The organism is Bosea vaviloviae, assembly GCF_001741865.1.
GTDB lineage: Bacteria > Pseudomonadota > Alphaproteobacteria > Rhizobiales > Beijerinckiaceae > Allobosea > Allobosea vaviloviae.
Genome location: NZ_CP017147.1, coordinates 5568410 through 5588193 on the forward strand (window position 1 = coordinate 5568410; position 19784 = coordinate 5588193).

17 protein-coding genes and 1 tRNA gene are annotated in these 19784 nt (G+C 66.5%); 12 read left to right on the plus strand and 6 right to left on the minus strand.

What is annotated here, in order from left to right:
- The first annotated feature begins 141 nt into the window (after positions 1-141).
- The 3 genes from BHK69_RS25685 to BHK69_RS25695 all read left to right on the plus strand — a co-directional run bounded on the left by BHK69_RS25685 (position 142) and on the right by BHK69_RS25695 (position 5564).
- Complete coding sequence (locus tag BHK69_RS25685) at positions 142-2433, plus strand: putative bifunctional diguanylate cyclase/phosphodiesterase (RefSeq protein ID WP_158516274.1); 2292 nt, start codon at positions 142-144, stop codon at positions 2431-2433.
- 162 nt (positions 2434-2595) lie between these two features.
- Positions 2596-4095, plus strand: a complete 1500-nt coding sequence (locus BHK69_RS25690) for a dihydrolipoyl dehydrogenase family protein (protein ID WP_244548325.1) — start codon at positions 2596-2598, stop codon at positions 4093-4095.
- Positions 4096-4106: 11 nt separating this feature from the next.
- On the plus strand, positions 4107-5564 hold the full coding sequence (locus BHK69_RS25695; protein WP_083269681.1) for a sensor histidine kinase: 1458 nt from the start codon (positions 4107-4109) through the stop codon (positions 5562-5564).
- Between the two features lie 42 nt (positions 5565-5606).
- Here BHK69_RS25695 and BHK69_RS25700 read toward each other — a convergent pair whose 3' ends face one another.
- On the minus strand, positions 5607-6236 hold the full coding sequence (locus BHK69_RS25700; RefSeq protein ID WP_069692584.1) for a S24 family peptidase: 630 nt from the start codon (positions 6234-6236) through the stop codon (positions 5607-5609).
- A 222-nt stretch (positions 6237-6458) separates the two neighbouring features.
- Between BHK69_RS25700 and BHK69_RS25705 the strand changes: the two genes are divergently transcribed.
- Positions 6459-6803, plus strand: a complete 345-nt coding sequence (locus BHK69_RS25705) for a DUF952 domain-containing protein (RefSeq protein WP_069693965.1) — start codon at positions 6459-6461, stop codon at positions 6801-6803.
- A complete protein-coding gene (locus BHK69_RS25710) occupies positions 6800-7897 on the plus strand; it encodes a quinone-dependent dihydroorotate dehydrogenase (protein ID WP_069692585.1) in 1098 nt (365 codons plus the stop codon). Before BHK69_RS25705 ends, BHK69_RS25710 begins: the two co-directional genes overlap by 4 nt.
- Before the next feature lie 238 nt (positions 7898-8135).
- Here BHK69_RS25710 and BHK69_RS25715 read toward each other — a convergent pair whose 3' ends face one another.
- From BHK69_RS25715 to BHK69_RS25725, 3 genes are all read right to left on the minus strand, one after another.
- On the minus strand, positions 8136-8405 hold the full coding sequence (locus BHK69_RS25715) for a DUF6460 domain-containing protein (RefSeq protein WP_069692586.1): 270 nt from the start codon (positions 8403-8405) through the stop codon (positions 8136-8138).
- 89 nt (positions 8406-8494) lie between these two features.
- Positions 8495-9175 carry a response regulator gene (locus tag BHK69_RS25720; RefSeq protein ID WP_069692587.1) on the minus strand — a complete coding sequence of 227 codons (681 nt, stop codon included), beginning with the start codon at positions 9173-9175 and terminating at the stop codon, positions 8495-8497.
- A 184-nt stretch (positions 9176-9359) separates the two neighbouring features.
- Entirely contained in the window at positions 9360-10994 is a 1635-nt protein-coding gene (locus tag BHK69_RS25725) for a cisplatin damage response ATP-dependent DNA ligase (protein WP_069692588.1), read from the minus strand.
- Positions 10995-11107: 113 nt separating this feature from the next.
- Here BHK69_RS25725 and BHK69_RS25730 point away from each other — a divergent pair, with 113 nt between their 5' ends.
- Entirely contained in the window at positions 11108-11881 is a 774-nt protein-coding gene (locus BHK69_RS25730; RefSeq protein ID WP_158516275.1) for an SGNH/GDSL hydrolase family protein, read from the plus strand.
- Between the two features lie 7 nt (positions 11882-11888).
- On the opposite strand, the gene BHK69_RS25735 is transcribed toward BHK69_RS25730, so the two are convergent.
- Entirely contained in the window at positions 11889-12962 is a 1074-nt protein-coding gene (locus BHK69_RS25735; RefSeq protein ID WP_069692589.1) for a ligase-associated DNA damage response exonuclease, read from the minus strand.
- Between the two features lie 23 nt (positions 12963-12985).
- Here BHK69_RS25735 and BHK69_RS25740 point away from each other — a divergent pair, with 23 nt between their 5' ends.
- The 6 genes from BHK69_RS25740 to BHK69_RS25765 all read left to right on the plus strand — a co-directional run bounded on the left by BHK69_RS25740 (position 12986) and on the right by BHK69_RS25765 (position 18031).
- A complete protein-coding gene (locus BHK69_RS25740) occupies positions 12986-13945 on the plus strand; it encodes a class I SAM-dependent DNA methyltransferase (protein WP_069692590.1) in 960 nt (319 codons plus the stop codon).
- A gap of 68 nt (positions 13946-14013) precedes the next feature.
- On the plus strand, positions 14014-14265 hold the full coding sequence (locus tag BHK69_RS25745) for a type II toxin-antitoxin system ParD family antitoxin (RefSeq protein WP_069692591.1): 252 nt from the start codon (positions 14014-14016) through the stop codon (positions 14263-14265).
- Positions 14265-14576, plus strand: a complete 312-nt coding sequence (locus BHK69_RS25750; protein ID WP_069692592.1) for a type II toxin-antitoxin system RelE/ParE family toxin — start codon at positions 14265-14267, stop codon at positions 14574-14576. Before BHK69_RS25745 ends, BHK69_RS25750 begins: the two co-directional genes overlap by 1 nt.
- Before the next feature lie 46 nt (positions 14577-14622).
- The gene (locus tag BHK69_RS25755) at positions 14623-17124 is read left to right on the plus strand and encodes a ligase-associated DNA damage response DEXH box helicase (RefSeq protein WP_069692593.1); all 2502 of its coding nucleotides are present in this window, start codon (positions 14623-14625) and stop codon (positions 17122-17124) included.
- Between the two features lie 5 nt (positions 17125-17129).
- Positions 17130-17840, plus strand: coding sequence for a ligase-associated DNA damage response endonuclease PdeM (pdeM, locus tag BHK69_RS25760; protein ID WP_069693967.1), 711 nt, complete (start codon positions 17130-17132; stop codon positions 17838-17840).
- Positions 17841-17956: 116 nt separating this feature from the next.
- Positions 17957-18031: transfer RNA gene (locus BHK69_RS25765), tRNA-Thr, on the plus strand.
- Between the two features lie 515 nt (positions 18032-18546).
- On the opposite strand, the gene gst is transcribed toward BHK69_RS25765, so the two are convergent.
- A complete protein-coding gene (gst, locus tag BHK69_RS25775) occupies positions 18547-19266 on the minus strand; it encodes a glutathione transferase, Atu5508 family (RefSeq protein WP_069692595.1) in 720 nt (239 codons plus the stop codon).
- Positions 19267-19784: the final 518 nt, after the last annotated feature.

Below are 19784 nucleotides of genomic sequence, written 5' to 3' on the forward strand. Positions count from 1 at the left end.
ACACCCACACCAAACATTTACTTCTGCCGCCATAAAGCATTTAAACGGAGCGACTTGTGGCGAGAGATGCGCGATCTCCGCTTGTCGCCGTAAAGGGCGGGAGCGATGGCGGAAGCCCTCAGGCGATCAGCGGATGGCGGCTTGAGCGATCCGGGCAAGGATTTCGACCTGCCCGGCTACCGCCTGCTCGTCAGCTCGCTCTTCTCGTCGCCGGCCTCGATCGTCCCCGGCGGGATTGCCGGCATCCTGACGCCCTATCTGTGCTGGCTCTCGAGCGACAAGCAGCTGTTCCTGAATCTGACCGTTCTGGTCGCGCTGATCGTCTCGCTGCGATTGATGACGGTAATCTCCTATCGCCGGAAGGACCATTCCGAGGACGGCCTGCGCGCAACGCGGCGCTGGGATCGCGAGTATTTCTTCGGCGCCACCGCCTTCAGCGCCGTCCTCGGCTATAGCTGCTATGCCGCGCTGGCTCTGACCGACGACGCGGCAGCGCATATCACCTCGGTCGCTTCGACGATCGCGCTCGCCTCGGGCTATGTCTCGCGCAATGCCGGGCGGCCGAAATTCGTCGCGGTGCAGATCCTGACCTTCTGCATTCCGATGGCTGTGGGCCTGATCCAGGCCCATAACGTCTACTACCAGTATATCGGCTATTTCGCCTTTCTGTATGTCGCGGCCAATATCGCGATCACCAACTCGCTGCATCGCAACCTGCTCGCGCTGAGCGACGCGACCAAGCAGTCGAAGGCCCTGGCCTCGGCGCTGCATTCGCAGAACCTGACCCTGGATGCCGCCCTCAACACCATGATCCACGGGCTTGCGATGTTCGACCGCGATCTGAAGCTCGCGGTCAGCAACGCGCCCTATCGCGCGCTCTACGGCATTCCCGAAACGCTCGCGCTGCCGGGCACGCCCTTGACCGCGATCGCCCGTTTCCTGATCGAACGCCAGATCATCGACGCCGAGCAGGTCCGCGACGTCAGGGGCGCTCTCGTGGCGGTGCAGGACATGCAGCAGACGATGAGCCGCGAGCTCCAAACCCGGGGCGGTCGCGTGCTCATCATCACCATCGCGCCGGCAGCCGAGGGCGGCGTGCTGATGCTGACCGAGGACGCGACCGAGCGGAAGGCGACCGAGGCGCGCATCGAGCAGATGGCACGCTTCGACGAGTTGACCGGGCTCGCCAACCGCTTCGAGTTCAACAACCACATCACCGAGGCCTTCGGCCGGCTGGAGCGGACGGGCGAGGCCTTCGCGCTGCTCTATGTCGATCTGGACGGCTTCAAGCAGGTCAACGACAATCTCGGCCACGATATCGGCGATCGCGTGCTGAGCGAAACGGCGAGCCGGCTGAAGAGCACCATTCGCGGCGGCGACCTGCTCGCCCGCTTCGGCGGCGACGAGTTCCTGCTGATCCTGCCCTCGGCCAGCCACGCCGTCGTCACCAGTATCGCGCAGCGCATGATCGACGTGATGTCCAAGGTCTTCCACCTCGACACCAAGACCGTCTACGTCACGGCCAGCGTCGGCATCGCCATGGCGCCCCATGATGGTGCGACACCGGTGGATCTGCTGCGGCACGCCGACACCGCGCTCTACAAGGCCAAGGCCGCCGGCCGCAACACGCTGACCTTCTTCAACCCGGCCATGGCGGAGGAGATGCTCGACCGGCACGAGATCGAGGTCGATCTGCGCAAGGCCTGCGACGATGGCGCGCTCGAACTCTATTACCAGCCGATCATCGACCTGAAGACGCATGAGATCGTGACGCGCGAGGCGCTGATGCGCTGGCACCACCCGACGCGCGGCATGATCCCGCCCGGCGTGTTCATTCCGATCGCCGAGCAATCCGGCCTGATCGCGGCGATGGGGAACTGGGCGATCCGGCAGGCCTGCAAGGATGCGGCGCAGTGGGGCAACGAGATCGGCGTCTCCGTCAACATCTCGCCGCTGCAGTTCCGCGAACCGCGCCGCATCGTCGAAACGGTGAAGGATGCGCTGATCGCCTCCCATCTCGGCTCGCATCGGCTGACGCTGGAGGTGACGGAATCGCTGCTGATCGAGGACAACAAGAGCACGCTTGCCGTCATCGACGAGCTCAGGGCGCTCGGCGTGCGCTTCGCGCTCGACGATTTCGGCACCGGCTATTCCTCGCTCGCCTATCTCTCGACCTACCCGTTCGCGCAGGTGAAGATCGACCAGAGCTTCACCCGCAACGTCCACACCAACGAGGCCTCGAAGGCGATCATCGAGGCGGTCTGCCAGCTCGCGCGCCGACTCTCGATGAATGTCGTGGTCGAGGGCATCGAGACCGAGCAGCAGCGCATCGCCGTGCAATTGCTCGGCGCGCAGCGGGCCCAGGGCTATCTCTTCGGCCGGCCCGAGCCGCTCTCGGCATTCTCCCCCGACAAGGGCCGCAAGATCGCCTGAATGTCCCTCTGACGCTCTTCCGGCTTGCGCGGCCTTGATTCCGGCGGCCTCGCGACGCATCAGCAGTTGCAGGAGCATTGCTCTCAACTTTTAGAATCGATCACGTCGCATTCGGACGGAACCGTCCGAATGCGACGTGATCGAGCGGATCAGGAGGGCGGCGTGAGCGAGACCACAGCAACAGCGCCGAGACCTGCGCCGCTGACGCCGGATATCTGCGTGATCGGGGCAGGTGCGGCCGGGCTGTCGCTCGCCACCGCCGCGGCTGCATTCCGCGTGCCAGTCGTCCTCGTCGAGCACGGCAGCATGGGCGGCAGTCATCCGAATGCCGGCGACATATCGGCCAGGGCGCTCGGCGCCGCAGGCGCGCGGGCGCAGGCCGTCCGAGAGGCCGGGCGCTTCGGGATCTCGGCCGGCGCGTCGCAAGTGAACGACGTGCAAGTAAACGACGTGCAAGTGAACTACGCGCGGGTCCACGACCATGTTCAGCGCGTCGTTGCCGCGACCGCCCGCAATGATTCGGCGGAGCGCCTCGCTGCGCTCGGCGTCCACCTGATCAGGAGCGAGGCACGCTTCATCAGCCGCAGCACGGTCATGGCCGGCGACCAGGCGATCAAGGCGCGACGCTTCGTGATCGCAACCGGCTCGCGGCCGTCCGCCCCGCCGCTTCCCGGGCTCGACGCGGTCCCGTTCCTGACCAGCGAGAGCCTGTTTTCAGTGACGCGCCGGCCCGAACGCCTGCTGGTTCTCGGCGGCGGCTCGACCGGTGTCGAACTCGCGCAGACCATGGCTCGGCTCGGCAGCACGGTCAGCATCGTCGAGGCCGGGCACCTTTTGCCCCATGCCGATCCGGAGGCCGCGCTGATCTTGCGCCGCGCGCTGCTGCGCGACGGCATCACATTGCACGAGCGGGCCCGGGTGCTGCGCGCAGAGACTGTCAAGGGCGGCATCAGGCTGGTGCTGGCGGGGCCCGATGGCGAGGCCGACCATAAGCTCGACGGGACGCATCTTCTGGTCGCGACGGGGCGCTCACCCAATATCGAGGCGCTCGACCTCGAGCTTGGCGGCATCAACAGCGACATCGGGGGCGTGATCGTCGACAAGGGGCTGCGCACCGGCAACCGCCGCGTCTTCGCGATCGGCGACTGTGCCAGCGGGGCAGCCGGCGGGCCGCACTCCAGCCATGCCGCGCATGACCAGGCTGGACTCGTCTTGCGCAACGCCTTGTTCCGCCTCCCGGTCAGGACCAATGCAACGGCGATCCCCCACGTGACCTATTGCCATCCGGAGCTCGCCAGCGTCGGCCTGTCCGAAGTCGAGGCGCGCAAACGCAGCAATGCGATCACCATCCTGCGCTGGCCTTATGCCGAAAACGACCGCGCCCAGGCCGAGCACGAGACCGATGGTTTCGTGAAGCTCGTCGCTGACCGGCGGGGCCGCGTCCTCGGCGCCACCATCGTCGGCACTGGTGCAGGCGAGTTGATCGCGCCCTGGTGCATAGCCGTGCGGAAGGGCCTGACGGTCCAGGACATGGCGGGGCTCGCCTTGCCCTATCCGACCTTCTCGGAGGCCTCGAAGCGGGCGGCGATGTCCTTCTACGCGCCATTGGCGGCAAAGCCGGGAATCCGACGGCTCATCGGCTTTCTCAGCCGTTTCGGCTAAGCTCCCATTCAATGCAGCAACCTGATCTCGACACGACGCAACTCTCGGTCAGCCTGCCGCGCGGCCTGACGCGGCTCGGCCTCTCGGCCAAGCTGCTGCTTTTGACCGTGCTGTTCGTGATGCTGGCGGAAATTCTGATCTACTTGCCATCGGTCGCGAATTTCCGGCGCAACTGGCTGAACGACCGGCTTGCCGCGGCCCAGGTCGCGGTGCTGGTGCTGGAAGGCGCGCCCGATGAACGCCTGCCGGAAGAGAGCGAAGCCCGGCTGCTGATGGGCGTCGGCGCGCGCGCCATTGCCGCCCGCGTTGGTGGCGCGCGCCGCCTGCTCAGCCTCGATTCGATGCCGCCGACGGTTGCCCGCAAGGTCGATCTGCGGGATGCGAGCTGGATGACCGCGCTCAAGGAGGCGGTCGAGATTCTGGTGGCCCCGCCGCACGACATGCCGATCCGCGTCATCGGCCAGGCCATGGGCGGGGCCGACTTCGTCGAGATCGTCATCGACGAGGCGCCGCTGCGGCGCGCGATGCTGGTCTTCTCGGGCAACATCCTGCTGATCTCGCTGCTGATCTCCGTCCTGACGGCGGGGCTGGTCTATCTCGCGCTGAACTGGATGATCGTCGGGCCAATCCGTCAGCTCGCCGCCAATGTCATGGAGTTCGAGGCCGACCCGGAGAATCCGCACCGGATCATCGAGCCCTCGCGGCGCGCCGACGAGATCGGCGAGGCCGAACGGGCGCTGGCGCGCATGCAGATGACGCTGGCCGGCGAATTGCGCACCAAGAAGCATCTCGCCGAGCTCGGGCTGGCCGTCAGCAAGGTCAATCACGACCTGCGCAACATGCTGGCCTCGGCGCAGCTGATGTCCGACCAGTTGGTCGATACCCGCGACGCCAAGATCAGGCGCTTCGCACCGCGCCTGATCGCGACGCTCGGCCGGGCGATCGAGTTCTGCCAGGCGACCTTGGCCTATGGCCGCGCGGCGGAGGCGACACCGCTGCTGCGCGAGATCGCGCTGCGCCAGCTCGTCGCCGAGCAGGCGGAGATGCTCGGCCTGCCCGAGAACAAGCAGCTCAGCTTCGTCAACGAGGTTCCAGCCGAATTGATCGCGCGCTGCGACCCCGACCAGATGGCGCGTGTCCTGCTCAACCTGATGCGGAACTCCGTGCAGGCGCTGGCGCGAGAGGGAGGCGAGAGCGACAGCCAAGCCATGTTGACGGTCAAGGCGCAGCAGCTCGACGGGTCGTTGCATCTGCGCGTCAGCGATAACGGCCCCGGCGTGCCCCAGCGGGCGAAGGCCAACCTGTTCCAGGCCTTTCGCGGCTCGGTCACACCCGGCGGGACCGGGCTTGGCCTCGCCATCGCCGCCGAACTCGTCAGGCTGCATGGCGGCATGATCGAACTCGAGCCCTCGGAAACGGGGGCTGTGTTCAAGGTGACGCTGCCAGGCCGCCGGCCGAACGGGAATTGAGGTCGGCGGCCGTCGCTGTCTTTGCAAGCGCCACGACGAGGTTTACTGGCTCGCCCAGATCACCCGCGCCATGAAAGCGATCTCGCTCAGGCCCAGCACCCGGTCGGGATGCTCGGGGTTGAGCGAGGCGAGCTCGACGGTCTTGGCGGTCTGGCGCCTGAGCTGCTTGGCCAGGATCTCGCCCTCGACCGTCTTGACCACGACGCGGTCGCCACGCCGCACTGCCGCCGTCGGCGAGACGATGATGGTGTCGCCGTCGCGATAGAGCGGCAGCATCGCATCGCCGGCGATCTCCAGCGCATAGGCCTTCTCGTCGGCGACGCCGGGAAAGGCGACCTCCTCCCAGCCGGCGCCGACGGGAAGGCCGTCATCGTCGAAGACGCCGCCCGAGCCCGCCTGGGCGAAGCCGATCAGGGGAATGGTGCGCGAGGGCGCCGGCCCCCGCGCCATCACCACGCTGATGAATTCATCGAGCGAGGCGCCGGTCGCCGCCAGGATCTTGGCGATCGATTCGGTCGAGGGCCAGCGCTCGCGGCCATCGGGCCCGAGGCGCTTGGAGCGGTTGAAGGTGGTCGCGTCGAGCCCGGCCTTGCGGGCCAGCCCCGAAGCCGTGAAGCCATAACGCTGGGCGAGCGCATCGATGGCGCTCCAGATCTGCTCATGGGACAGCACCGCGGAGCCTCGTTCCTGATGTTGCCGTTATGAAATAGGAAATACCCCCTATCCGATAAGATTCCAATCCGATTTCTGCGGAAGCGCGGATAAGATTTGCGCTATCCTCCTGCCAGCCGTCTCTCATCCAAGAGTCAGAGCAGGATCAATGCGAAAAACCGGCTCCCACTTTTCCGTATCGTGCTCTATGTCGAGGCCCGTGCGAATCCGGCGAGGCTGTGCGTGCCGCTCATCTACAAGATCTGCCCCGAAGCCTTGTGGCGCGAAGCCGAGCTTTCCGGCCGTTTCAACGGTGCGCCGATCGATCTCGCCGACGGCTACATCCATTTCTCGACCGGAGCGCAGGCGCGGGAGACAGCGGCGAAGCACTTCGTCGGCCAGCGCGACCTGCTGCTGATCGCGGTCGACGCTTCACGCCTCGGCGAAGCCTTGCGCCATGAGCCCTCGCGCGGCGGGGCGCTGTTTCCGCATCTCTACGCCCCGCTCGACCCCAAATCCGTCCGCTGGATCGCGCCGCTTCCGCTCGCAGCCGACGGCACCCATCTCTTTCCGGAGGATGTCGCGTGATCGGCGCCCTGTTCAATCTCGCCCGCCCGCTGATCCACCGGCTCGACGCCGAGACGGCTCATCGCATGACGGTCGCAGCGCTCGCCGTCGCGCCGGCGCTGAGGCCGGCCGCCGACGATCCAGTCCTGGCGACGCAGGCCTTCGGCCTCTCCTTCACCAACCCGGTCGGCCTCGCAGCCGGCTTCGACAAGCATGCCGAAGCGGTGGACGGGGCGCTGGGCCTGGGCTTCGGCTTCGTCGAGGTCGGCGGCGTCACGCCTCTGCCCCAGCCCGGCAATCCGCGCCCGCGCGTCTTCCGATTGACCGAGGACGAGGCGGTGATCAACCGCTACGGCCTCAACAGCGAAGGCATGGAAGCGGTCGCCGCGCGGCTCCAGGCGCGGCGCGGCCGCAACGGCATCGTCGGCGTCAATCTCGGGGCCAACAAGGACTCCGCCGACCGCTCCGCCGATTATGCCGTGCTCGCGCGGCGGCTGGCGCCTGTCGCCGACTTCCTGACGATCAACATCTCCTCGCCCAACACGCCGGGCCTGCGCGATCTGCAGGCCGAATCGGCGCTCGACGACCTGATCGCACGGGCGCTGGCCGCGCGGGACGAGGCGGCGAGCAGCGCCGGCCGGGCTACGCCGATGCTGCTCAAGATCGCGCCGGATCTGAGCCTGACCGAGCTCGACGGCATCGTCGCGGTGGCGCGCAAGCGCGGCATCGACGGCATGATCGTCTCGAACACGACGGTGGCGCGCCCAGCGACCCTGCGCAACACGGCGAAGGCCGAGACCGGCGGCCTCTCGGGCAAGCCGCTCTTCCTGCCTTCGACCAGGCTGCTCGCCGAAACCTTCCTGCGCGTCGAGCGCCAGTTCCCGCTGGTCGGCGTCGGCGGCATCGATTCGACCGCGACCGCCTTCGCCAAGATCCGGGCCGGCGCCGATCTCGTGCAGTTCTACTCGGCCCTGGTCTTCCACGGGCCGGCGCTGGCCGCGACCATCAAGGCAGGCCTCACGGCCGAGGCCCGCAAGACGGGCGTCGGCAGGCTCAGCGCCCTTGTCGGACGCGATGCCGCCGCGATCGCGCGCGGCGAGACGCTTGGAGGCTAGAAGTGGGAACCGGTTTTTCGCATCCTGCTCTAGCGATCTGATGACTATGGTCTGAACCACACCGTCATTCCGGGGCAGACCGCCGGCCTGAGCCCGGAACCCAGAACCGATGCGCTCGATCTTCGAGGCTCGCCATGCGTGCGCATCATTGAGAACCCGCATCGGCTCTGGGTTCCGAGCTCGATCCTTCGGATCGCCCCGGAATGACGCTGGTGTTTCCGAGCCAAATCATCCTGCTCTAGCGCCGCGCCGCGAACAGGCGCGAGAGCAGCCAGAGCGGTATCACGATCAGCGCACCGGCGATGACCCATTGCCCGATCTCGCGGACGGCCCCGAAGCCGAGATCCCCGAGCGAGCGGACAAAGCGCGCCACGACCTCGTAAAGCCCACGCGGCGACAAGCCGAGAAACGCCATCGCCGCGCCCACGAGCAGCGAGATGAAGATCAATCGGACCAGGACGCTGAGTACGGAGCCGCCGAGAAAACGTTCGATATTGCCATTCGCCATCGCGAAAAATCCCCCAAACACGAACCGATCAGACCACCGCCCGGTTGAACCGGGGCTGAATGGCAGCACGGCCCGCTTTCACCCCACCGTCATATCGTCGCGGATGCGCCTGCCGTCGCCCAGGCCGTGCCGGCGATCTTGGCGGCGGCGATCACGGCCTGCGTGCGGCTGTCGACATTGAGCTTGGTCAGGATCGCGGAGACATGCGCCTTCACGGTCGCCTCCGAGACGCCGAGCTCATAGGCGATCTGCTTGTTGAGCAACCCCTCCGACAGCATCATCAGCACGCGCACCTGCTGCGGCGTCAGCGTCGAGAGCCGGCGCACCATGTCGGCGACCTCGATATCGACCGGCGAAGACAGATCGACGCCCGGCGGCGTCCAGACGCTGCCGGCGAGCACGGCGCGGATCGCCTCGCCCATCTGCTCGACATCGGCCGTCTTCGGCAGGAAACCGAGCGCTCCGAACTCGATGCAGCGGCGGATCACGGTCGGCTCGTCATTGGCCGAGACCACGATGACCGGCACCTCGGGATGGTCGGCGCGCAGGAAGAGCAGGCCGGAGAAGCCCTGCACACCCGGCATCGTCAGGTCGAGCAGGACGAGATCGGCGTCAGCCCCTTGCGACAAGGCCTCGGTCAATGACTCCAGTGAGCCGACCTCGCTGACATCCGCGCCCTCGAGCGCGTGCGAGACGGCCTGCCGCAACGCGCCCCGGAACAGGGGATGGTCGTCCGCGATCACGATCCGCGTCGAAGGCTGCTTCGTCATCGCGCATATCCCTGTTCGTCTGCCGGTCGCGCCATACTGCCCCAGTCGCGACCGCGATCTCAAGCACACCGACCTGCCACTATCGCAAGGCCGGCGCGCGATCATGAAGGCTCTGAACCAGATCGACGCATGTTGCAATGCAATCAGGAGGCGGACTTTCGGCGTAGTTCCCGCCGGGCTCGGCTCAGCCTTCGGCCGGCAGGAGCCGTTCCAGCGCCTCGATCCGGTCAGCCTCTCCAGGCGGCTTGTCCCAGCGGATGCGGTTGATGCGGGGAAAACGCATGGCGAGCCCGGATTTATGCCGGGTCGAGCGCTGCAAACCCTCAAAAGCGACCTCGAAGACGAGGCCGCTTTCGGCGTCATGCCTGACCTCCCGCACCGGGCCGAAGCGGTTCAGCGTGTTCTTGCGCACATAGCGGTCGATCTCGACCAGCTCCTCATCGGTGAAGCCGAAATAGGCCTTGCCGACCGGCACCAGCTCCTGCCCCTCCGGGCTCTCGCGCCAGACGCCGAAGGTGTAGTCGGAATAAAACGAGGAGCGCTTGCCGTGGCCGCGCTGGGCATACATCAGCACGCAATCGACCAGCCGCGCCGCGCGCTTCCATTTCCACCAATAGCCCTTGGGCCGGCCCGGCAGATAAGGCGAATCGCTGCGCTTGATCATGCAGCCTTCGACGGCTTCTGCGTCAGCGCCCGCGCCGGCAGCGGCAGGGTCGGCGCGGGCGGCGGCCAGATCGTCCCAGCTCTCGAAGGGAATGACGCGCGAGAGATCGAAGCGCGCGCTGTCGAGCTTGCCGAGGAAAGCCTCCAGCCGCGCGCGGCGCTCCTCCAATGGCAGCTCGCGGATATCCTCGTCGCCATCGACCAGCAGGTCGTAGACGCGGATATGAGCGGGAAATTCCGCCAGCATCTTCGTCGTCACCGTCTTGCGGTTCAGGCGCTGCTGCAAGGTGTTGAAGCTCTGCACGGCGCCATCGCGCATCACCAGCAACTCGCCATCGAGCGCCCCGTCGCGCGTCAGCGCCTCGACGAGATCGGGAAAGGCGCCGGCAATGTCCTCGCCAGTGCGGGAATAGAGCCGCGTCAGGCGCGAGCCATCGGCGCGCGTACCGCTGACCGCCTGGACGCGGATGCCGTCCCATTTCCATTCGGCGCTGAAATCGGCCGGGTCGAGTTTGTCGAAATCGCCCTCCTCGACCGGGTGCGACAGCATGACCGGACGGAACGGCGCGGGATCACTCGCCGCTGGTCGCGGCGCCTTGCCCTCCAGCCAGGCGAAGAGCGCGATATAGGGCGGCTCCAACCCATGCCAGACCTGCTCGACCTCGTCGGGCGCCACGCCACCGAGGCTGGCGGCAGCGGTCTTGGCCAGGCGCGCCGAGACGCCGATGCGCAGCGCGCCGGTGATAAGCTTGAGCAGAGCCCAGCGCCCGGTCTCGTCGAGCGCATCGAGCCAGCCTGCAACAAGACGAGGAAGATCGGTCTTGCCGGCCTCGCGCAGGCCGGCGACGACATCAGGCAGATGCGGCACATCATTGGCGCCGTGCCTGGCCGGCCACATCAATGCGACCGTCTCCGAGAGATCGCCGACATAGTCATAGGACAGCGCAAACAGGACCGGATCGGCCCGCTCGGCGATCAGCGCGCGAATCAGGCCCGGTTTGGCGTTGCGGAAGACCAGCCCGCCCGTCATCGCCGCGAGCGCCAGGCCGCGATCGGGATCGGGCGTCGTGCGAAGGTAATCGGCGATCAAGGCGAGCTTGGCGTTGCGGCGTGGCTCATAGGCCAGGCGGTCGAGCAGCCAGGCGAAGCGGTTCATCGCGTCGCACTCCCGCCACGGCCGGGATGTGTCCACATGTTGCGCTGCATCGTTCAGCTACCATTCAGGAAGGAGACCTTACCGACGAAGGCATCTTTGGGGGGATGTTGCCGATGCGCGCCGCGATGCGGTTCCTTGCCTTGAATCTCTTCGCAGCGACGATGTTGGCCGGGGCCACCGCACAGGCGGCCACCTTCTCCTGCCGCGAAACGCCGATCGTGCAGCCTGTCGCCTCTCTCTCGACCCTCTCCGCGCGGGTCGCGCAGGGTCCTTCGCTCACGATCCTGGCGATCGGCTCCTCCTCGACCGAGGGCATCGGCGCCTCCGCCAAGGACAAGACCTATCCGGCCCGGCTCAGGGCGCTGCTCGGCAAGGCCTGGCCCAATCTCCCGATCGAGATCGTCAATGCCGGCATCGGCGGCGAGACCGCTCCGCAGACGCTCATCCGCCTGAAAACCGCGCTCAGTGCGCGCCGGTACGACCTCGTGATCTGGCAGGTCGGCACCAACGACGCCGTCAATGGCGGCGATCTCGGCGCCTTCAAGACCATGGTCGGCGACGGCATCGCCATGGTGAAGCAGGCAGGGGTGAGCCTTGCCCTCCTCGATCCGCAATTCTTCCCCGGCGTCCGCGAGCCGGAACGCTATCGCGATTTCGTCGCGGCCATCGCCAACACGGCGCGCGGCCAGAACGTGCCGGTGTTCACCCGCTACGACGCCATGCGGGAATGGTATCGCAACGACGCCCAGGCCTTCACCAGCGCGCTGTCCTCCGACGGCTTCCACATGAGCGATGCCGGCTATGACTGCCTCGCCCGCGACATGGCGACCGCGCTCATCGGCATGACCGCGCCTTCGCGCGCCGTGATGGCGCAGACGGCCCGCTAACATCGTTTCAGCCGGTGACGGCATTGTCCGTCTCCCCGGCCGGCTCGGCCTCACCCTCATCGCCATAGCCGACCAGGTGCAGCGGCTTGGCCTTGAGGCCAACCGTACCGCACCAATGCACCAGCGCATCGGCCTCGCCATGCGTGACCCAGATTTCCCCGGCCTGGACCTCGCGGATCGTCGCCTGGAGAGCGTCCCAATCGGCATGGTCGGAGATGATCAGGGGCAGTTCGACGCCCCTTTGCCGAGCGCGCGCCCTGATCCGCATCCAACCTGAGGCGAAGGCGGTGACGGGATCGGGGAATTTGCGGGCCCAGAGATCCTGGATCGCGCTCGGCGGGCAGATCACTATCTCGCCGCCCAGGCTTTTGCGCTCAGCTTCGATCACCTTGCGGATAGGGCCGAGCTGCGCGCCCTCAGACATGTAGAAATCGGTGAGCTTGTCCATCGCGCCATGGATGTAGATCGGGCGATCAAACCCGGCCTCGCGGATCAGCGCCATGACGCGCTGCGCCTTCCCCAGCGAATAGGCCCCGACGATATGCGTGCGTTCCGGAAAGAGCCGGACGGATTCCAGCAGTTTCGCCACCTCCAGATGCGCCGGCGGATGGCGGAACACCGGCAGGCCGAAGGTCGCCTCGGTGATGAAGATATCGCATGGCACCGGCTCGAAACCGGCGCAGGTCGGGTCGCGCTCGCGTTTGTAGTCGCCGGAGACGACGATCCGCAGACCCCTGGCCTCGACCACGATCTGGGCCGAGCCCAGCACATGCCCGGCGGGCACGAAGCGGAAATCGACCGCGCCGATCCGCGTCACCGCACCGGGAACGGCCTCCTGCCGCTCGCCCGCGAAACCCTCGCCATAGCGCAGCGCCATGATGGCGAGCGTCTCGCGCGTCGCCAGCACCGCGCCGTGGCCGGCGCGCGCATGATCGGAATGGCCATGCGTGATCAGCGCCCGCGCCACGGGGCGCATGGGATCGATATGGATGTCGGCCAGCGGGCAATAGAGCCCGGCCGGCGTCGGGATCAGCAGCTCCGAAGGGCGCAGGTTCTGGGAGCGCTGTCTGGCCAGTGTCATTCTCCTCAGATAGACCGACGCGCATGATCGAAAAGGGTTCCGCCACGCATTCCGCCAGCTCGGGCGATCCGACGCTCGACCGCCGCTATACTTGGGCCAAGGCCGCGCTCAAGGAGGGCGATGCCGCAGCCTGCGTCGAGATCCTCGACCAGACCTTGGCGCAAGCCTACCATTTCACCGCCGCCTGGCATCTCTACGGGCTGGCGCAGGAGGCGCTCGGCCGCAATGAGGACGCCGCCACCGCCTGGCGGCAATGCCTGACGCTCGACCCCAACGACCATTTCGGCGCCAGGCTCGACCTCGCCCGCATCGGCGCGCTGTCGGCCGAGGAGGCGACCTCGGAGAATTTCTCCGGCGTGCTCTTCGACGGCTATGCCGAGCGCTTCGACAGCCATCTGGTCGAGACCCTCCGCTACAATGCCCCTGCCCTTCTGCAGCAGGCGCTCGCCCGCATCTGTCAGGAGACGGGCAACCCCTTCCGCTTCGAGACCGTCTATGATCTTGGCTGCGGCACCGGGCTGATGGGCGAGGCGATCCGGAACGAGACCGGTTTCCTCGCCGGCTGCGATCTCTCGCCGCGCATGATCGAGCGGGCGCGGGCGAAGCTGCAGGACAACGATGCGCCGCTCTACGACAAGCTCGCAGTCGCCGGCCTGACCAGCTTCCTGGTGAGCCGGCCGGACGCCTCGACCGACCTCGTCGTCGCGGCGGATGTCTTCGTCTATCTCGGCGAGCTTGCGGCCGCCTTCGCGCAGAGCGCGCGCGTGCTGAAACCTGGCGGCCTGCTCGCCTTTACCGTGCAGAGCCATGAGGCTGAAGGCGTGATCGTCGGAGCCGACCGGCGCTTTGCCCATGCGGAGGGCTGGCTGCGCGACAGGCTGGCTGAGGCGAGACTGACGCCGCTGCTGATCGGGGCCGCGAGCACAAGGCAGGATCGCGGCGTGGCCGTGCCCGGGCTGATCGTGGTGGCGCAGAAGGGCTGAACGCGGACGAGGCTGGCAGCATCGCCAGATTTCGCGCTATTATGCGGATGAATGAAGGAGGCAGCCGGATGGACGTCCCAATCGGAGAGCGCTGGCAATCTTTCGTCGCGGCTGCGGTCGAGACCGGCCGTTATGTCTCGGCCAGCGACGTCGTCACCGAGGGGCTGCGCCTCGTGCAGGAGCGCGAGGAGCGGCTTCTGGCGCTGCGTCAAATGGTCGAGGAATCCATCGCGCGTGGCGGCTCGCATACAAGTGAAGAGGTCGCTGCGGCCGTCGAAGCGGCCCTTGACGAGATCGACATGGCCGCAACGAGCCGCTGATGCGGCAGCTTCGCTATAATGATGCCGCGCGAGACGACCTTCTCGCCATAGCGCGATATATTCGCCTGAGTAGCGGCAGCAGCGAAATCGCGCGTTCGTTCGTCGGCACCTTCCGAATTCAGTGCGAGAAGATCGCGGCCTTGCCGGGAACGATAGGACGCGCACGTTCCGAACTTCAGTCGGACCTTCGGAGCTTTGCCTTCAAGGGCTATGTCATCCTCTTCCGATATGTCGAAGACACGGTCGAGATCGTCAATATCCTCGAACGTCATCGAGATATCGGGGCAGAGTTCAAGACCGACCAACCTTGATACCGGTCATTCCCCTCCCCGCCTCCAGCGCCTATCTCTGGCGGGAATGAGCGCCTCCGCCGCCTTGCCGCCTGCATTCTTGCCCCTCGCCTTCTCCGCCTGGTTCGCCAGCCGCGGCTGGAGCGCGCGGCCGCATCAGCTTGCCCTGCTGGAGGAGGCCCGCGCCGGGCGCTCGACCCTGCTCGTCGCCCCGACCGGTGCCGGCAAGACGCTCGCCGGTTTCGTGCCATCGCTGGTCGAACTCACCGAGCAAGGCCGCGAGCGCGAGGGGCTGCATACGCTCTACATCTCGCCGCTGAAGGCGCTCGCCGTCGATATCGCCCGCAATCTCGAAATGCCGATCGCGGAGATGGGCCTCCCCATCAAGGTCGAGACCCGCACCGGCGACACCTCGGCGGCCAAGCGCACCCGCCAGATGGAACGGCCGCCCGACATCCTGCTGACGACGCCCGAGCAATTGGCGCTGCTGGTCTCGCATCGCGACGCAAAACCCTTTTTCGCAAGCTTACGCCGTATCGTGCTCGACGAACTGCACGCGCTCGTGACGTCGAAACGCGGCGACCTGCTCTCGCTCGACCTTGCCCGGCTGCGGACGCTCGCGCCGCAGGTCAGCGCCGTCGGTCTCTCCGCCACGGTGCGCGAGCCCGCGGACCTGCAGCGTTTCCTTGGGGGGACGCAGACCCCGGCAGGGCTCGTCACCGTCACCGGCGGGGCGAAGGCGCGCATCGGCATCCTGCAGACCGCAAGCCGCCTGCCGCTCGCCGGCCACACCACCGGCCACGCCATGGGCGAGATCTACAAGGCGATCGGCCGGCACAAGCTGACGCTGGTCTTCGTCAACACGCGCATGCAGGCGGAATTCGCCTTCCAGGCGCTGTGGAGCATCAACGACGACAATCTGCCGATAGCCTTGCATCACGGCTCGCTCGATGTCGCGCAGCGCCGCAAGGTCGAGGCGGCGATGGCGGCGGGCAAGCTCAAGGCCGTGGTCTGCACCGCGACGCTCGATCTCGGCATCGACTGGGGCGATGTCGATCTCGTCGTCAATATCGGCGCGCCCAAGGGCGCGAGCCGGTTGATGCAGCGCATCGGCCGCTCCAACCACCGCATGGACGAGCCGTCGCAGGCCTTGCTGGTGCCCTCCAACCGCTTCGAGCTGCTGGAGTGCAAGGCCGCGATTGAGGCCGTGGCGGAGGCCGCCCAGGATACCGCCGAGCCGCGCATCGGGGCGCTCGACGTGCTGGCCCAGCATGTGCTCGGCGTCGCCTGCTCGGACGGCTTCGAGGCCGGGGCGCTTTATGAGGAAATCCGCACCGCCTCGCCCTATGCCGGGCTGACGCGGGCCGATTTCGACGCGGTGGTGAACTTCGTCGCGACCGGGGGCTATGCGCTGCGCTCCTATGAACGCTTCGCCAAGCTGCGGCAGGACAAGGTCGGGCTTTGGCGCGCGAGCCATGCCCGCGTGATCCAGCAATACCGCATGAATGTCGGCACCATCGTCGAATCGACCATGCTCAAGGTCCGGCTTGGCCGGGCGCGAATGGCTAAGCCCGGCCAACCCTCCCGGGTCACCAGCGGCGGGCGGATGCTCGGCGAGATCGAGGAGTATTTCGCGGAGACGATGACGCCTGGCGACACCTTCATCTTCGCCGGCGAGGTGCTGCGCTTCGAGGGCATCAATGGCAATGAGGCGATCTGCTCGCGCGCCCCGCCCGGCACCGACCCGAAGATCCCCTCCTATAATGGCGGCAAGTTTCCGCTCTCGACCTTTCTGGCCGCCCGGGTCCGCGCCATGCTGGCGAACCCCAAGGAATGGGCCTCGCTGCCCGAGGAGGTCTCGGCCTGGCTCAATGCGCAGCGTCTGAAATCGCGCTTGCCCAAGCCGGGTGAACTCCTGGTCGAGAGCTTTCCGCGCGGCGGCAAGTTCTACCTCGTCGCCTATCCCTTCGAGGGCCGCCTCGCCCATCAGACGCTCGGCATGCTGCTGACGCGGCGGCTGGAGCGGGGGCGGATGCGGCCGCTCGGCTTCGTCTGCAATGATTACGGCATCGCGGTCTGGGGGCTCGGCGACATGACGGCCGCGATCGCGCGCGAGGCACTCAGCCTCGATGAGCTCTTCGCGCAGGACATGCTCGGCGACGATCTGGAGGCGTGGCTGGCCGAATCGGCCCTGATGAAGCGCACCTTCCGCGGCTGCGCCGTCATTGCGGGGCTGATCGAGCGGCGCTTTCCCGGCCAGGAAAAAAGCGGCCGCCAGGTCACGATGTCGACCGACCTGGTCTATGATGTGCTGCGCCGGCACGAGCCCGAGCATGTGCTGCTCAAGGCCGCACGCGCCGACGCTGCCACGGGCTTGCTCGACATCCAGCGGCTTGGTCAGATGCTGACACGAATCAGCGGCCATATCGTGCATCAGCCGCTGGACCATGTTTCGCCGCTCTCAGTCTCGGTGATGCTCGAGATCGGGCGCGAGGCGGTCTATGGCGAAGCGGCCGACGAGATATTGGCGGAAGCCGAAGCGATGCTGATCGAGGAGGCGATGGCGTGACCTTGATGGCACGATCTCAGGCGGTCCAGGCGCAGGCATCGGCTACAGCCTTCATGCTGGGGCGATTGGCGCTCGTGCCCGATCTGTCGGGTGCGCTCTGGCTGCCGGATGAGCGCACGCTCGTCGTCGCCGATCTGCATCTGGAGAAGGGCTCGGCCTATGCGGCACGCGGCGTCTTCCTGCCGCCCTATGATTCGGCTGCGACGCTGGCTGCACTCGCGGCCGCGATCCTGCGCCACGCGCCTGCCCGCGTGATCGCGCTCGGCGACAGCTTTCACGATATCCATGCCGAAAGCCGCATCGCGCCCGGCAACCTCGCGACATTGCGCCAGCTCCAGCAGGGCCGCGACTGGCTCTGGATCACCGGCAATCATGATCGCGAGATCGGCCCCGCCATGGGCGGCGAGACGGCGGCCGGCCTCGAGATCGCAGGCGTTGCCCTGCGCCACGAGCCTGATTCCGGCGAGACCGGTTTCGAGATCGCCGGCCATCTCCACCCCGCAGCGAAAGTCAGGATGCGCGGGCGCGCCTTGCGGCGGCGCTGCTTTGCCCTGTCGCCGCGCCGCTGCGTCATGCCGGCGATGGGCGCCTATGCCGGCGGCCTGAACCTGCGCGACGCCGCCTTCCGGCCGCTTTTCCTGGAGGGCCTGAGCGCCCATCTGCTCGGCGACGGCCGGCTCTTCCGCATTGATGAGCGGTTGCTGCTAGCTGATTGAGCTTCCCGGGTTGCATAGGCCGGGAGCTTGTGGCATCAGGACGCCGCTTCGGAACGACGCCCGCTCTGGCAATCGCTTCTCGCGACTTGCCAGACGCTTCAAGGCCCATCGATCCTGCTGCGGTAGCTCAGTGGTAGAGCACTCCATTGGTAATGGAGAGGTCGAGAGTTCAATCCTCTCTCGCAGCACCAGCACAACACCTGAAATTTCAGGAACTCCTTGCATTGCAAGGCGTTGGCAAACTCCTCGGTGGTACACAGAGGTGGTTCGCACTTTCGCCGGCTTGATCCGCGATCTCCTGGAGAGCCGCGGTAATCTCCGCCGATCTGACGGCGAGCGTATTTGACCTTCGACGCCGTCCGTCCTTCTTCACTCTTCTTGCTTCTTGCAGGCCTGCCCCTATTCCTCGCCCTTCAACCCGGGCGGAAGGCTGGGCGGAACGGACGCATTGTCGGCGCTCACCACGGCCCCCTCACGCCCCGGTTCCACCGAAACTTTCCGCAACGAGCGCTCGTCAGGAGCGCCCTGTATCGATTTCACTTTCTGCTGCTCTTCGGGCGACATCTGGTTTCCGTTTCCGTCTCGCATGGCAACCTCCTGAAGCCCCTGCCACTGAACGGTCGGCTTCCGCGGCGGTTCCATGCTGCCGACGTTGGGGCGGCTCGCCGGCTGCCCAGCCATGGCCGGTCGGCAAGGCCCGGCTCTGTCAGTTCGGGCGCCGCGCTGATGTATCGGCAACCTTGCGCAAGGAAGCTTCGATGTGCCCGCCACAATAGGCGTTGCCGTAATCCGTGCGGGCCTTGTCGGCCAGTTCGGTCAGGGCCGGCAGGTTGGAAACGCGACGGGCAAGAGCGCTCGTGAGAGGCGCAGCGTCGTCGAAGATCGCCGCGATATCGGAAAAGCGATCAGCCATCGTCGTCCACAACGTCGCGGTGATGACATCGGCAATTCCCGGCACCTCTCCGCCCAACAGAAAGCCGCTCTCCGCCTCAAGCCCATGCCGACGCCCGGTTTCCTCCCAGAAGGACATCCACTTCTTGAGGCGCGGTACGAATTCGCGCCATCGTGCTTCCGTCCACATCGACTGACCGCCCTGAAGAGTGATCTCGTCGATCACGTCATTGGCATCGTTGACGATTTTCATGGTCAACGCCCTGAGCGAGGGTGTCGTCGGCATCAGGTCGAGCGTTTCGCCAAGATAGAGAATGATCGCCGGCATTTCCGCGATCGCGAAACCGTTCGGGTTGTCGATCAACAGCGGCGGCCCCATGAAGGGGACCGGCATGTCTTCGACCTGCGCTTTCATGAGCTTCTGGATCTGGTCGTCGCCGGCTTCGTGCCATGTTTTGCCCGCCCAAGACAAAACCGCCCGCACGAACTGTCCCCGGAATGGGACCGACCAATAGTAGAGCGTGTAGTCCGGCATAGGGCTGGCCTTTCGTCATCTGAACATGACCAGGCAACGCGCGGACGCTCGTTCTGTTCGGCGACTGACGACGCCGGCCTTGTCGAGCAATGGCTGGGCTTCAGCGCTGTAGCCGATCGCCTTGCGGTGACCGCGGCCGCGCTGCCGGCCCAAATGGTCGCACCCGCCCGAACTCGCCATGTTCTCCCGCCTGCGGGCGCAACTGTGGGTTCAAGCTACCCCTCGCGGTCGGGCGTTTTGCGGTCCGTCATCATGGCTCATCCTCCACCGGATCGCCGATGATGGAGCTATCGAGACGGTGTGTGGATTTATGCATTTCCTCCTGTCCACCGCTCTTTTCGGACCTTGTAGCCTGTCGGTCTGGCAAACTTCCGCTCTTTGCGCTGCTTGGCCGGTCGGTGTCGGACTTCACGGCCGCGTGGACCTTCTCCAATTCGGCTGTTGAAAGTTTGTCGCCTTTTCCGTCCCTCATCGCTTCCTCCTCAATGAATCATGGCCAGCGGGGATGACGATCGGAA